The following is a 12170-nucleotide window of genomic DNA, read 5'->3' as shown; positions in this document are numbered from 1 at the left end:
TCCCTACGGTCTCGCCCGCGCCGGCAGCCCCTGCGCCGCGCGGACCAGCTGCACGAATTCCGCCCGCTCGCCGTAGGGATCCTGACCCCGCGCGCCCTGCGCCTGTTCGAGAATGTCGTTCCAGCCATAGCCCTCGGCCATCCATGGATCGCCGCGCAGCTTCTGGCCGAACGCCGCCACCGCCATGGCCCAGCGGGTGCTTTCCGGCGGCTGGGCGCTGACCCGGTCGCCGCCGGCGTTGGACACGACCCGCTGCATCAGCCGCGAGTCCCGCTCGCCCGGAAGCTTGTAGCGCACCTGGACGAAGCCGACCTCGCCGTCCGGATCGCCGCCGCCGACGCCGACCCGGTTCTGATCATAGCGGCGCCCGGGAATCTGGCTCGGGCCGCCCACCGGCGTGATCTCGTAAAGGGCCGTCACCGAGGCGCCGGACCCGACCTCGCCCGCGTCGATGCGGTCGTTATTGAAGTCCTCCTCGTTCAGCAGCCGGGTCTCGTATCCGATCAGCCGATACTCGCTGACCCGCCCCGGATTGAACTCGACCTGGATCTTGACGTCGTCGGCGATGGGGAAGGCGCCCCGGTCGAAGGCCGGACCGAACAGGCGGCGGGCCTCGTTCAGATCATCGACATAGGCCGCCACGCCGTTGCCCGCCTGGGCGATCGTCTGCATCCGCGCGTCCTGGTAGTTGCCGCGCCCGAAGCCGTAGACCGACAGATAGATGCCGGTCCCGCGTTTGGCGGCGACATAGTCCTCGAGCCGCTGGTCGTCGGTGACGCCGACGTTGAAGTCGCCGTCGGTGAACATCAGGATGCGGTTGACCTTGTCGCGGCCGAAGGCGGCCTCGGCCTGGCTGTAGGCGTTGACCATCCCCTGCGCCCCGGCGGTCGAGCCGCCGGCGTTCAGCGTCTCGACGGCGCAGCGCAGCTTCAGCTTCTGGTCGCCCGGCGTCGGCCCCACGGCCGTGCCGACGTCGGAGGCGTAGAAGGTCACCGCGACCCGGTCCTGCGGCCTCAGCCGGTCGATGATCAGGTTCATCGACTTCTTCGCCAGCGCCAGCTTGTCGGCCGTCTGCATCGAGCCCGACACATCGACCATGAAGGTCAGGTTCAGCGGCCGCCGCTCGCCCTCGGGCAGTTCGTAGCCCTGCAGGCCCACGTGCACGATCTGACGGCCGGGCGACCACGGCGAGGCGGCGACGGCGGTGCTGATCGCGAACGGCTGGGTCGCCGTGGTCGGGCGGTCATAGCCATAGTCGAAATAATTGATCATCTCCTCGACCCGCACCGCGTCGGCGGGCGGGGCGCGGCCCTCGTCGATGAAGCGGCGGACGTTGGAATAGCTGGCCGTGTCGACATCGATCGAGAAGGTTGAGACCGGCTCGTCGGCCACCCGCCGGACCGGATTGGGCGTGGCGTCGGGATAGCGTTCGGTGTCGGCCTGCGGGATCCGGCCGATGACGGGAGGCGGGACATAGGCGGGCCGGTCCTGGCGCCGGGCCGGCGCTATCGCGAGCACTTCGTTCGCCGGGACATAGGCCGGCGCGGGCGGCGGGGGAGGGGGCGGGGCCATTGGCGGGGGCGGGGGCGGAGGCGGTCCGCCCGCGGGCGCGCCGGCGGTGACCCGGCTGCCGGTGACGACCACGTGATCCGGCAAGGTCCGGTCGGGCAGGATGAAACCGAAGGGCGCGCAGGCCGCCGCCGAAACCACGCCATCCGACGGCTTGTCGGGATCGATCGGCCGGCCGCCGGCCTGGGTCAGGGCGCCCGGGGCGACGGGAGACGCCAGCGCCAGGCTCATCGCGCCGGCCATGGCCTGTTTCAACGGAAGGACGGTCATCGGCGCATCTCCCTTGGGTTGTCAGACGCGCATGAGGCGGACCCGTCTCGGGCGAAACTGTGGCGGTTTCACCGGACCGCGTTCGACAATCGCGGGGTGGCGCAACCGCGCATCACCCCCCACTATCCAGCCTCGCGTCACAGGGGACCCGCATGCACGAGACGACCAGCATGGGTCTGGGCCACGCGGTGGCCCTGCTGGCCGCCATGGTCGTGGCCGCCACCCTGTTCCGCCGCTTCGGCCTCGGCGCCGTGCTGGGCTATCTCGCCGCCGGCCTGCTGATCGGCCCGTCGGTGCTGGGCGTGGTCGACGACCCCGAGTCGGTGCTGCACGTCGCCGAGTTCGGCGTCGTCATGTTCCTGTTCATCATCGGCCTGGAGATGCGGCCCGCCCGCCTGTGGAGCCTGCGCAAGGAGATCTTCGGCCTCGGCGCGGTCCAGGTCCTGGCCTGCGCCATTCTGCTGACCGGTCTCGCCATGCTGGCCGGACTGGCCTGGCACGCCGCGCTCATCGCGGGCTTCGGCTTCGCCCTGTCGTCCACCGCCATCGTCATGCAGCTGCTGGAAGAGCGCAACGAGAACGCCGAACCGGCGGGCCAGCGCGTGGTCTCCGTCCTGCTGTTTGAGGACCTGGCCATCGTGCCGCTGCTGGCCCTGGTCGCCATCCTGGCGGGGACGTATGGCTCGGCGGTCGAGACCGGCCATCCCATCTGGACGACGGTCGGCCTGGCCATCGGCGCCGTCGCCCTGGTCTATGTCGCCGGGCGCTGGGTGGTGAACCCCTTCTTCCGTCTGCTGGCCCGCTACGGCGGCCGCGAGGTCATGACCATGGGCGCCCTGTTCGTGGTTCTGGGCGCGGCCTACGCGATGAACCTGGGCGGGCTGTCGATGGCCATGGGGGCCTTTCTGGCCGGGGTCCTGCTGTCGGAATCGACCTTCCGTCACCAGCTGGAAGCCGACGTCGAGCCGTTCCGCGGCCTGCTGCTGGGCCTGTTCTTCCTGAGCGTCGGCATGTCGCTGGACCTGCGCGTCGTGGCCGCCGACTGGGTCTGGGTGCTGGGCGGGCTGGCCGCCTTCATGACCGCCAAGATGGTCGCCGTCTACGCCGTCGCCCGGCTGCGGCAGAAGCACGGCGAGGGCCTGCTGCGCGCGGCCCTGATGGGCGAGGGCGGGGAGTTCGCCTTCGTCCTCTATTCCACCGCCTTCGCCATGGGTCTGTTCGACGCCCGCACCGCCGCCATCCTGTCGGCGGTGGTGATCCTCTCCATGGCCCTGACGCCGCTCAGGGTCATGCTGGCGGACCGGCTGCGTCCGGACGAGGCCCTGTCGGCGGATGACGCCGACGGCGTCGACCACGCCCGCAACCTGCGCGAACGCGTCCTGATCATCGGCTTCGGCCGGTTCGCCCAGGTCGTGTCCCAGCCCCTGCTGGCCCGCGACGTCGACGTCTCGATCATCGACATGGACGTCGAGATGATCCAGGCCGCCGGCAATTTCGGCTTCAAGGTCTATTACGGCGACGGCTCGCGCCTCGATGTGCTGCGCGCGTCTGGCGCGGAAAGCGCCGAAACCGTTCTGGTGTGCGTCGACAAGCCCGAGGTGGCGGACCGGATCGTCGAACTGGTCAAGGCCGAATTCCCCCTGACCAAGCTGTTCGTGCGCGCCTTCGACCGCGGCCATTCGATCCGGCTGGTCAATGCGGGGGTCGAGTACCAGATCCGCGAGACCTTCGAGAGCGCCCTGGTGTTCGGCCATCAGGTGCTGATCGACCTGGGCTTTTCGGACGAGGAGGCGCGCGAGACCATCGCCGACGTCCGCCGACGTGACGAGAAGCGGTTCACCCTGCAGCTCGCCGAGGGAATCCAGGCCGGCCGCGCCCTGATGCGCGGCAACATCGCCACGACCCGGCCGGAACCCTACGTCAAGCCGCGCCGCGAGGGTCAGGCGCTGAACGAGGAGGCCGCCGACGCCCTCGAGGAGGACGGGCCGCAAGAAAAAGCCGACACCTGACGGCGCCGGCTTTCTCTCGTTCCAACCCGGAAGCCGGAAGGCCTACAGGGCGGCCTTGATCTGTTCGGCCATGCGCAGGTGGCCCTCGATCTTCGGCACGACGCTGCTGGCATGAGCCGCCAGCGGCGAGTCCGCGTTCGAGAAGCCGCGATGCAGGGTCAGGGCCTCGTTGTGGGCGGCGATCTGCTGGTCGATGAAGGTCGCGTCGAAATTGGCCGCCGAGGCCGAGCGCAGATTGTCGATCAAGCCCTGCCGGCGTTCGTCCAGGGCGGTCGGGGGCGTCGTCCCCGGCGCGGCCTGCGGAAGCATGGCCTTCATGGCGTTGGAGGCGGCCGCATGATCGGTCCGGATCATCTGCGCCAGTTCCTTGACCCGGGCGTTCTGCGACCGCTGCAAGGCGATGTCGGCGGCCTGGATTTCGTACATGTCGCCCATCGCCGCGTTGGGGATGTAGGCGGACTGCAGGTTGGAGCCCACGGTCGCCGCCGAGGTCTGGCCGACCGGGACGGACGCCATGTCCTGGGCCTTGTCCACGGCCTCGGGGCTCTGTTCGGCGTTGCAGGCGGCCAGCAGGGCCAGGCAGGCTGCGCCCGCGAGAATAGGTCTGATCATGGTTTCCTCCTCTGATCCGGGGAAAACCGGCCGGGAGCCCCGGGGTTCCCGGTTCGCCACCGGGCCCGCTTTGGTGTAGGAGGCGCCCGCCATGAACCGCCGCCTCTCGATCGCGCCCATGATGGACTGGACCGACCGGCACTGCCGGGCGTTCCATCGCGCCCTCACGACCCGCGCCCTGCTGTATACCGAGATGGTCACGGCGCCGGCCATCCTGCACGGCGATCATCAGCGGCTGCTGGGTTTCGACGCGGTCGAACATCCGGTGGCGCTGCAACTGGGCGGCTCCGATCCCGATCAGCTGGCCGAGGCCGCCCGGATCGGCGAGGCCTTCGGCTATGACGAGATCAATCTGAACGTCGGCTGCCCGTCCGACCGGGTCCAGTCGGGCCGCTTCGGCGCCTGCCTGATGCGCGAGCCGCAACTGGTCGCCGACTGCATGGCGGCCATCAGGGAAGCGGTCGCGGTGCCGGCCACGGTCAAATGCCGCATCGGCGTCGACGACCAGGAGCCGCGAATTTCGCTGTTCGAAACCGTCGACGCCTGCGCGGCCGTCGGGATCGGCGTCTTCATCGTCCACGCCCGCATGGCCTGGCTGAAGGGGTTGTCGCCGAAAGAGAACCGCGACGTGCCGCCGCTGGACTATGCGCTGGTGCGCCGGCTGAAGCGCGAGCGGCCGCAGCTGTCGATCTCGATCAACGGCGGGATCGCCTCGCTGGACGAGGCCGAGGCGCACCTCGACGACCTTGGCGATGGCGTGCGGCTGGACGGCGTCATGCTGGGCCGGGCCGCCTATCATGAGCCCGCCATCCTCGGTCAGGCCGACCGCCGCCTCTACGGCGCGGCCACGCCCGACGTCGACGCCTTCGCCGCCATCGACCGCTATCGCCCCTATATGGCGGCCCGCCTGGCGGAGGGCGTGCATCTGGCGGCGATGACCCGGCACATGCTGGGCCTGATGCACGGCCGGGCGGGAGCCCGCGCCTTCCGTCGCATCCTGACCGTCGAGGCCATTGGCCCGGGGGCCGGGCTCGAGGTTGTGGACAAGGCTGTGGACGCCGTGCGGGACGCCGAATCCCGCCTGGAGCGTCGTGGCGAGGCCGCCTGATGCATCGGAGTCACATCCCGCGCGGATATGACCCGGGGCGGGGTTAACGACGGAACGCCACGGCGCCGCTTTGCATTTGGATGGGTCAGGAGACGGTATCCATGAGCAAGACCCCGAACGCCAAACCCGACCTTCGCCTGGTCGCTGCCGAGGCTGAAATCTACGACCTGATGCGCGGGCCGCAGACGACCTCGGACCGCGTCAAACGCCTGCAGATGGAAGCCCGGGCGTTGGCCGTCGAACAGGTCGAGGCGCTGGAGAAGGTCCTGATGCAGGCCTCGGCCATGGCCGAGGAAATCGCCCAGGGCGGCGAGGCCTATCCCGTCGGCGCCCGCGAACTGGCGGGCCGACTGGCGTCTGACCTGCCGGCAAAGGCGCAAACGCTGAAAGCCATCGTCGGCCGCACGATCGGCTAGGCCGGACGGGGATCGTTCCGGTCGCGGATGCGCCGCGCCAGCCGGAACACCAGCACCGCGAAGACGACCATCACGATCGGGATGAGGATCGGCGCCACGAAGGCGATCAGCACCGTCATGAAGGCGAGGAAATCCTCCACCAGCGACACCACCGGATTGCCCAGGCCCGCGGTCGTGGCGGTGGATCCGACGCGCACGCCGGTCTGCGCCGCGTTGAAGGCCAGGGCCGCTGGCGCCCCGACGATGATCCCCGCGATGGCGGCCGCCGCCGGGTCCACGCCCCAGAAGACGCTGCCCGCCGCCACAGCGCCCGCCACGGGCCGGGTGACGTAGCCGACCGCGTTCAGCGCGTGATCGATGGCCGGCACCTTGTCGCCCGCGAACTCGGCGACAGTGGCGGTGGCCAGGGCGGCGATGGCGGGCCAGGAGACCAGCCAGTCCATCTGGTCGATCAGACGAACCCCGAACATCTCGAACCGCGCCGCCAGCGCCAGCATCAGCAGCGGCAGGAAGGTTCGCAATCCCGTCGCCGACGCGAGGCCGAGCCCCAGCAGCGCGGGCAGGACCCAGGTCTGCAACGGCCCGGCGACGGCGCTGACGGAAGACAGGTCGAGGTCGGGCATGGGTCGGCTCCATATCGTCGAACATGACAATGCGCGGGAACGCCCGCCCGCTCCATCGGCTTTTCCGTCGATCCGGACAGACAGGCCGTCCAGGTCGGCGGCCAGGGCGTGGGCGGGGCCTCGCCCTCCGGGGCCGACCCGCGGTCAATCAGACTGTCAGGCGACGACGTCATCGAACTCGCGATGGCGTTTCAGCCAGGCGACGGCGTAGCTGCAGCGCGGCTGCAGTTTGAGTTTCTCCGCCCGCGCATGCTCGGCCAGAGCCTGCATGAACTGTCCCGCCGCGCCCGAGCCGCGCAGGGCCGGATCGGCCTCGACATGCAGGATGGCCCGCGTCGATCCCTGTACGGCATAGTCGGCGAAGACGGTCCGCAGTCGACCCTCGGCGTCCGTGAAGCCCTGTTCGAATCTGTGTTCGTCTCGAACATCGCGGAACTCGGTCATGGGGAAGCCTCTCATGGCAGCAGGGACACAAGGCCAACCCGGTCGCCCCGTACGCTGTTCCCGACCGACCGGAGAAATCCGGGCCTCAGGGAGCCTTGTCGCCGAGCAGGTTCATCAGGCCGATGATGCTCTTGATCGTGAACCACACCGTCAGCAGCAACAGCCCCAGTCCGACGAGGAGCGCCGCCGGGACCAGCATGATGCCCGTGACCGGAGCCGCCAGGACGCTGACGACGCAAATCCCGATCACGACCCACAACAGGATCGTCCACCAGAACACCGACCAGAACAGGCCGATCTGGGCGTCGATATGGGCCCGGGCCAGGCCGGTCGCGCCGCTCCGTCCCGCATAGGCGACGATCAGGCCGACGATCACCAGCAGGTTGGCGCTGGGCAGGGACAGGATGTACAGGCCCCAGGCGATCAGGGCCGCCGGCTTGCCCTCGGACTCATGGCCCGCGCGGGGTTCTATCGCCTTGCCGGCGGGGCGCGTCGCATCGGCCATCGATCGTCTCTCCGTCAGATCCCCCAGCCGCGCGGATCAGCGATCGGGCGGCCGGACTTCAGGGTCCAAACGCCCGAGGCGCCGCGAAGCACCAGCCACAGCGCCAGAAGGAACAGGATCGGCACCCCCAGGGCGAACGGCGCGGCCAGCAGGATCAGCCCCGCGACGGCGGCGACCGCGGCCGTCCACAGGGTCCGCTGCTGATAGATGAAGTGCGAGGACGACAGCGCGTCCTCGGGCCCGGCGCGGCCGGTCACGGCCAGCAGGCCGATGATCGCCGACACGCCCATGGTCGGCACCGCGAACAGGATCAGGGCGTAGACGGCGTAGAGCCCCATCCCTCCGTTCGGCAGGTCGGTCACCGGATCGCGGCGGCGGCGGCGCATGGGCGGCTCCGGGGATCGCTCGAACACGGACTCCGCCTCGACCGGCTTCCGCGTTCCTTCGGACGGCGCGGCCGCGACGGGGGTCGGCTCCGGAGGGGTGGGGACGGGTTCCTGTCCGGCGGGCGCGGCGGCGGAGGTCCAGACCGTGCGCGTCGCGAACAGGTCCAGCCCGGACTCCGGCTGAACCTCGGGCTCGGGCGCGAGCTCCGGCTCCGGCTCCGGCTGAGGCTTGGGCTCCGGCGCGGGGCGAAGCTCGGGCTCGATCGCGATCGCCGCTTCCGGCGTCTCCCCGGCGTCCGCCTCCGGCTCGCGCATGCGGCCTTGCAGCGACGCCGGCGAGGCGAAGCCGATCAGGTCGTCGTGATCGTCGGCATTGGAGGGATCGCCCGGTTCGGCCATCAACGGGTCCTTGTCTTCTGGCCCAAGGTATGACGGCCCCTCGCTCGCCGCGCAACCGTCAGGGCGTCAGCGCGAGAGCGCGACCTCGCAGCCCGCCGCCGCCGCGCCTTCGAGCGCGCCGGGCTTCTCGATCCGCACGGCGCAGCGCCGCACCCGCGGGTCGTCCAGGCAGGCCGCGGCCAGCCGCTGGGCGAAGGTCTCGACCAGTCCTACATGGCCCTCGGCGACGATGGCCCGGGCGGCCGCGGCGACCGTCTCATAGTTGACCGTGTCGCCCAGCCGTTCGACCGGCGCGGGCGTCAGTTCCAGCGTCACGTCGATGACCAGCCGCTGCAGCCGCCCCAGTTCATGATCATGGACGCCGATCCCGGCCTCGAGCGTCAGTCCGCGCACGAACACCGTCAGCCCTTCGAGTCGGGGTGCGCCGGCGCCGGTAAGGGGCAGGGGGGTTACGCTCACGGCCTACTCCACGATATCCGGGGTGCGCCAGGCCAGATGCTGGCCTCCGTCGACGGCGATCATCTGACCCGTCACCAGCTCCGCGTCCACCAGCCAGCGCACGGTCCGGGCCACCGCTTCCGGACTCCCCGGTCGTTCCAGCAGGGTCGCCCCGGCCTCGGCGGCGAAATCGTCCGGGGTCTGGTGCACCGAGGGCAGGGTCGGTCCCGGCCCGACGCCGTTGACCCGGATGCGTGGCGCGAGCGCCTGGGCCATGGTCCGCGTGGCGAACCACAGGGCCGACTTGGACAGACCATAGGAGAAGAATCGGGGATCGGGCTTCAACACCCGCTGATCGAGAATATTGACGATGGCCGAGCCGTCCGGCGCCTCGCGGGCGAAGACCTGCGCCAGCAGCACCGGGGCGCGAAGGTTGACGTCCAGATGGGCGGACCAGGTTTCGCCGGTGATCGTGTCCAGCCGGTCGTCGGCGAAGACCGAGGCGTTGTTGACCAGCACCGACAGCGGCCCCAGCGCCTCCGCTGCGCGCCCGACCAGGTCGTGGGTCGCGACCGCGTCGGCCAGGTCCGCGGACAGGGTCACGGCGCGGCGGCCGAGCGCCTCGACCGCCCGGGCGACTTCGGCGGCCTCATCGTCCGAGTTCCGATGGTGGATGGCGACGTCGAATCCGGCCGACGCCAGCTCGAGACAGATCGCACGCCCGATCCGCTTGCCGCCGCCGGTGACGAGGGCGGCGCCGGAACGGACGGGATGGTCAGTCAACCCGGCCGAACTCGATGAAGTTGATGGCGGCCAGGACGGCGACGAAGCCGAGGATGATGTAGAGGGCCAGCATGGAAAGCTCCGTTGTTGGGGTGCCAATAAAGCGCCGCGCCCCACTGTTCAAGGACGGCGGGAAGCGGATCGTCGCGCCCCGGCGAAATCTTCGGCTGTGCGGCGGCGGCGCCGGGATGGTACAGGCGCTCCCATGAACCCCGCCCTCTTCTCCATGATCGCCGTCGTCCTCGCGGGCGGCGCCACCGCGCTTCAGGCCCCGACCAACGCCCGGCTGATGGGGGCCGTCGGCTCGCCGGTGAACGCCGCCTTCGTCTCCTTCGCCATCGGCACGGCGGCGCTGGGAATCGTCGCCGTGATCCTGCAGGCCCGACCGGATGTCGCGGCCACCCGCGCCCTGCCGTGGTACGTCTGGATCGGCGGCCTGTACGGCGCGGTCTTCGTCGTCGCCGCCGCTTGGGGCGTGCCGCGTCTCGGCGTCGCCCTGACCATCACCCTGATGGTCGCCGGACAGCTGCTGGTCGGCCTGATCCTCGATCATTTCGGCGCCTTCGGCGCGCCGCAGCATCCGATCAGCCTCGGCCGCGCCGCGGGCGTCGCCCTGGTTCTGGCCGGCGTGCTTATGGTCCGCCGCTTCTAGGCCTATATCGGTCCCGATGACCGAGGAGCCTGTGCCCGCCGATTCGCCGCCGACCGCCCTGATCGCGGCCGACCTGATCCGCGACGAGGCGCGGCGGGCCCCGGACAAGCCGGGCGTCTACCGCATGTACGGCGAGGACGGGACCTGCCTCTATGTCGGCAAGGCGCGCTCCATCAAGAAGCGCATCCTCCAGTACGCCCAGGGCCGGTTCCACACCCAGCGCATCGGCCTGATGGTGTCCCTGACCCGCTCGATGGAGCTGGTCATCACCGCCTCCGAGACCGAGGCCCTGCTGCTCGAATCCAGCTTCATCAAACAGCTGAAGCCGCGCTTCAACGTCGTGCTGCGCGACGACAAGTCGTTCGCCGAGCTGATGATCCGCAAGGACCACCGCGCCCCCCAGGTGCGCAAGCATCGCGGAGCCCACACCACGCCCGGCGACTATTTCGGCCCCTTCGCCTCGACCTGGGCCGTCAACCGGACGCTCAACACCCTGCAGAAGGCCTTCCTGCTGCGCTCCTGCTCCGACAGCGTCTACGAAACCCGCACCCGGCCCTGCATGCTGCACCAGATCAAGCGCTGTTCAGCGCCCTGCACCGGCCTGATCTCGCTCGAGGACTACGCCGGTCTGGTCGACGAGGCCTCGGCCTTCCTCAAGGGCAAGTCGCGGGCCGTGATCGGCCGCCTGTCCGAAGAGATGAGCGCCGCCGCCGAGGCGATGGACTACGAACAGGCCGCCCGCGTCCGCGACCGCATCCGCGCCCTGTCGGCCATCTCGATGGAGAATTCCGTCAGCGCCGACGGCGTGGCCGAGGCCGATGTCTTCGCCCTGTTCTCCGAGGGCGGTCAGGCCTGCGTCCAGGTCTTTTTCTACCGCGGCGGCCAGAACTGGGGCGGCCGCGCCTATTTCCCGCGCGTCGACCGGACCGACACGGACCCGGAAATCCTCGCCGCCTTCCTCGGCCAGTTCTACGAGGACAAGCCGATCCCGCGCCTGATCCTGTCCAACGTCCGCCCCCACGAGCTGGAGCTGCTGGAAGAGGCCTTCTCGATGAAGGCCGAACGCAAGGTCGAGATCGCCAACCCCCGGCGTGGCGAGAAACTGGCCCTCGTCGATCACGCCCTGACCAACGCCCGCGAGGCGCTGGGCCGCAAGATGGCCGAGGGCTCGGCCCAGGGCAAAATCCTCGACGAGGTCTGCGAGGCCTTCGGTCTCGACAGCCGCCCCGAGCGGATCGAGATCTACGACAACGCCCACATCCAGGGGACCAACGCCGTCGGCGGCATGGTCGTGGCCGGGCCCGAGGGCTTCCAGAAGTCCCAGTACCGCAAGTTCAACATCCGCGGCGAGGACCTGACCCCCGGCGACGACTACGGCATGATGCGCGAGGTCATGCGCCGCCGCTTCTCCCGCCTCGTGAAGGACGAGGACGCGGGGGAGGAGGTGGTCCGTCCCGACCTGCTGCTGATCGACGGCGGCGCCGGCCAGCTGGCCGAGGTGCTGGCCGTGCTGGCCGATCTGGGCCTGGACGACATCACCGCCGTCGGCGTGGCCAAGGGTCCCGACCGCGACGCCGGCATGGAGCGGTTCTTCATGCCGGGCCGGCCGCCCTTCATGCTGCCGCTGAAGTCGCCGGCGCTCTACTACATCCAGCGCCTGCGCGACGAGGCCCACCGCTTCGCCAACGGCGCCCACCGCACCCGCCGCTCGATGGACATCAAGAAGAACCCGCTGGACGAGATCGAGGGCGTCGGTCCCGGCCGCAAAAAGGCCCTGCTGCACGCCTTCGGCTCCGCCAAGGGCGTCGGCCGCGCCTCGGTGGCCGACCTGGTCAAGGTCGAGGGCATCAACCAGCCCATGGCCGAACGCATCCACGCGTTTTTCCATCCGGCGGCCACACGGCGCTAGTTCCGCCCTCCGTGGCTGAGTCTCGCTCAAGGTGATAACGATGTTAC

The 12170-nt window shown here is 70.0% G+C and carries 13 protein-coding genes; 5 read left to right on the top strand and 8 right to left on the bottom strand.

The window, feature by feature from the left end:
* Positions 1-3: 3 nt before the first annotated feature.
* The gene (locus ASD59_RS08745; RefSeq protein ID WP_055830927.1) at positions 4-1839 is read right to left on the bottom strand and encodes a vWA domain-containing protein; all 1836 of its coding nucleotides are present in this window, start codon (positions 1837-1839) and stop codon (positions 4-6) included.
* 152 nt (positions 1840-1991) lie between these two features.
* Between ASD59_RS08745 and ASD59_RS08740 the strand changes: the two genes are divergently transcribed.
* A complete protein-coding gene (locus tag ASD59_RS08740) occupies positions 1992-3848 on the top strand; it encodes a monovalent cation:proton antiporter-2 (CPA2) family protein (protein ID WP_055830925.1) in 1857 nt (618 codons plus the stop codon).
* A 42-nt stretch (positions 3849-3890) separates the two neighbouring features.
* Here the strand turns inward: ASD59_RS08740 and ASD59_RS08735 are convergent, their stop codons facing one another.
* Positions 3891-4460, bottom strand: a complete 570-nt coding sequence (locus ASD59_RS08735) for a DUF4142 domain-containing protein (protein WP_055831264.1) — start codon at positions 4458-4460, stop codon at positions 3891-3893.
* Between the two features lie 91 nt (positions 4461-4551).
* Here ASD59_RS08735 and dusA point away from each other — a divergent pair, with 91 nt between their 5' ends.
* Together dusA and ASD59_RS08725 are read left to right on the top strand one after the other, a co-directional pair.
* Complete coding sequence (gene dusA / locus ASD59_RS08730; RefSeq protein WP_055830923.1) at positions 4552-5568, top strand: tRNA dihydrouridine(20/20a) synthase DusA; 1017 nt, start codon at positions 4552-4554, stop codon at positions 5566-5568.
* A gap of 101 nt (positions 5569-5669) precedes the next feature.
* The gene (locus tag ASD59_RS08725; RefSeq protein WP_055830921.1) at positions 5670-5984 is read left to right on the top strand and encodes a hypothetical protein; all 315 of its coding nucleotides are present in this window, start codon (positions 5670-5672) and stop codon (positions 5982-5984) included.
* On the opposite strand, the gene ASD59_RS08720 is transcribed toward ASD59_RS08725, so the two are convergent.
* From ASD59_RS08720 to ASD59_RS08695, 6 genes are all read right to left on the bottom strand, one after another.
* A complete protein-coding gene (locus ASD59_RS08720; protein WP_200943604.1) occupies positions 5981-6607 on the bottom strand; it encodes a DUF4126 domain-containing protein in 627 nt (208 codons plus the stop codon). The genes ASD59_RS08725 and ASD59_RS08720 overlap by 4 nt on opposite strands.
* Positions 6608-6763: 156 nt before the next feature.
* On the bottom strand, positions 6764-7051 hold the full coding sequence (locus ASD59_RS08715; RefSeq protein WP_055830919.1) for a GNAT family N-acetyltransferase: 288 nt from the start codon (positions 7049-7051) through the stop codon (positions 6764-6766).
* 85 nt (positions 7052-7136) lie between these two features.
* Positions 7137-7556: a hypothetical protein gene (locus ASD59_RS08710; RefSeq protein WP_200943603.1), complete on the bottom strand. Its 420-nt coding sequence runs from the start codon at positions 7554-7556 to the stop codon at positions 7137-7139.
* Positions 7557-7570: 14 nt separating this feature from the next.
* Complete coding sequence (locus ASD59_RS14580; protein ID WP_235561777.1) at positions 7571-8341, bottom strand: hypothetical protein; 771 nt, start codon at positions 8339-8341, stop codon at positions 7571-7573.
* A gap of 66 nt (positions 8342-8407) precedes the next feature.
* Positions 8408-8800 carry a dihydroneopterin aldolase gene (gene folB / locus ASD59_RS08700; RefSeq protein WP_235561776.1) on the bottom strand — a complete coding sequence of 131 codons (393 nt, stop codon included), beginning with the start codon at positions 8798-8800 and terminating at the stop codon, positions 8408-8410.
* A 3-nt stretch (positions 8801-8803) separates the two neighbouring features.
* Positions 8804-9562 carry an SDR family oxidoreductase gene (locus ASD59_RS08695; RefSeq protein ID WP_055830917.1) on the bottom strand — a complete coding sequence of 253 codons (759 nt, stop codon included), beginning with the start codon at positions 9560-9562 and terminating at the stop codon, positions 8804-8806.
* A gap of 205 nt (positions 9563-9767) precedes the next feature.
* Between ASD59_RS08695 and ASD59_RS08690 the strand changes: the two genes are divergently transcribed.
* Positions 9768-10214, top strand: a complete 447-nt coding sequence (locus tag ASD59_RS08690) for a DMT family transporter (protein ID WP_055830915.1) — start codon at positions 9768-9770, stop codon at positions 10212-10214.
* 16 nt (positions 10215-10230) lie between these two features.
* Entirely contained in the window at positions 10231-12123 is a 1893-nt protein-coding gene (gene uvrC, locus ASD59_RS08685; protein WP_156376983.1) for an excinuclease ABC subunit UvrC, read from the top strand.
* Positions 12124-12170: the final 47 nt, after the last annotated feature.

The organism is Brevundimonas sp. Root608 (assembly GCF_001427825.1).
In the GTDB taxonomy this organism is placed as follows: Bacteria; Pseudomonadota; Alphaproteobacteria; order Caulobacterales; family Caulobacteraceae; genus Brevundimonas.
Note: the sequence above shows the minus strand (reverse complement) of the source record. Positions and strands in the feature narration are given on the sequence as shown.

Excerpts from the sequence above, each read along its gene's own strand:
- ASD59_RS08745 (WP_055830927.1), bottom strand. The coding sequence starts at position 1,839 with ATGACCGTCCTTCCGTTGAAACAGGCCATGGCCGGCGCGATGAGCCTG.
- ASD59_RS08740 (WP_055830925.1), top strand. The coding sequence starts at position 1,992 with ATGCACGAGACGACCAGCATGGGTCTGGGCCACGCGGTGGCCCTGCTG.
- ASD59_RS08735 (WP_055831264.1), bottom strand. The coding sequence starts at position 4,460 with ATGATCAGACCTATTCTCGCGGGCGCAGCCTGCCTGGCCCTGCTGGCC.
- dusA (WP_055830923.1), top strand. The coding sequence starts at position 4,552 with ATGAACCGCCGCCTCTCGATCGCGCCCATGATGGACTGGACCGACCGG.
- ASD59_RS08725 (WP_055830921.1), top strand. The coding sequence starts at position 5,670 with ATGAGCAAGACCCCGAACGCCAAACCCGACCTTCGCCTGGTCGCTGCC.
- ASD59_RS08720 (WP_200943604.1), bottom strand. The coding sequence starts at position 6,607 with ATGCCCGACCTCGACCTGTCTTCCGTCAGCGCCGTCGCCGGGCCGTTG.
- ASD59_RS08715 (WP_055830919.1), bottom strand. The coding sequence starts at position 7,051 with ATGACCGAGTTCCGCGATGTTCGAGACGAACACAGATTCGAACAGGGC.
- ASD59_RS08710 (WP_200943603.1), bottom strand. The coding sequence starts at position 7,556 with ATGGCCGATGCGACGCGCCCCGCCGGCAAGGCGATAGAACCCCGCGCG.
- ASD59_RS14580 (WP_235561777.1), bottom strand. The coding sequence starts at position 8,341 with ATGGCCGAACCGGGCGATCCCTCCAATGCCGACGATCACGACGACCTG.
- ASD59_RS08690 (WP_055830915.1), top strand. The coding sequence starts at position 9,768 with ATGAACCCCGCCCTCTTCTCCATGATCGCCGTCGTCCTCGCGGGCGGC.
- uvrC (WP_156376983.1), top strand. The coding sequence starts at position 10,231 with ATGACCGAGGAGCCTGTGCCCGCCGATTCGCCGCCGACCGCCCTGATC.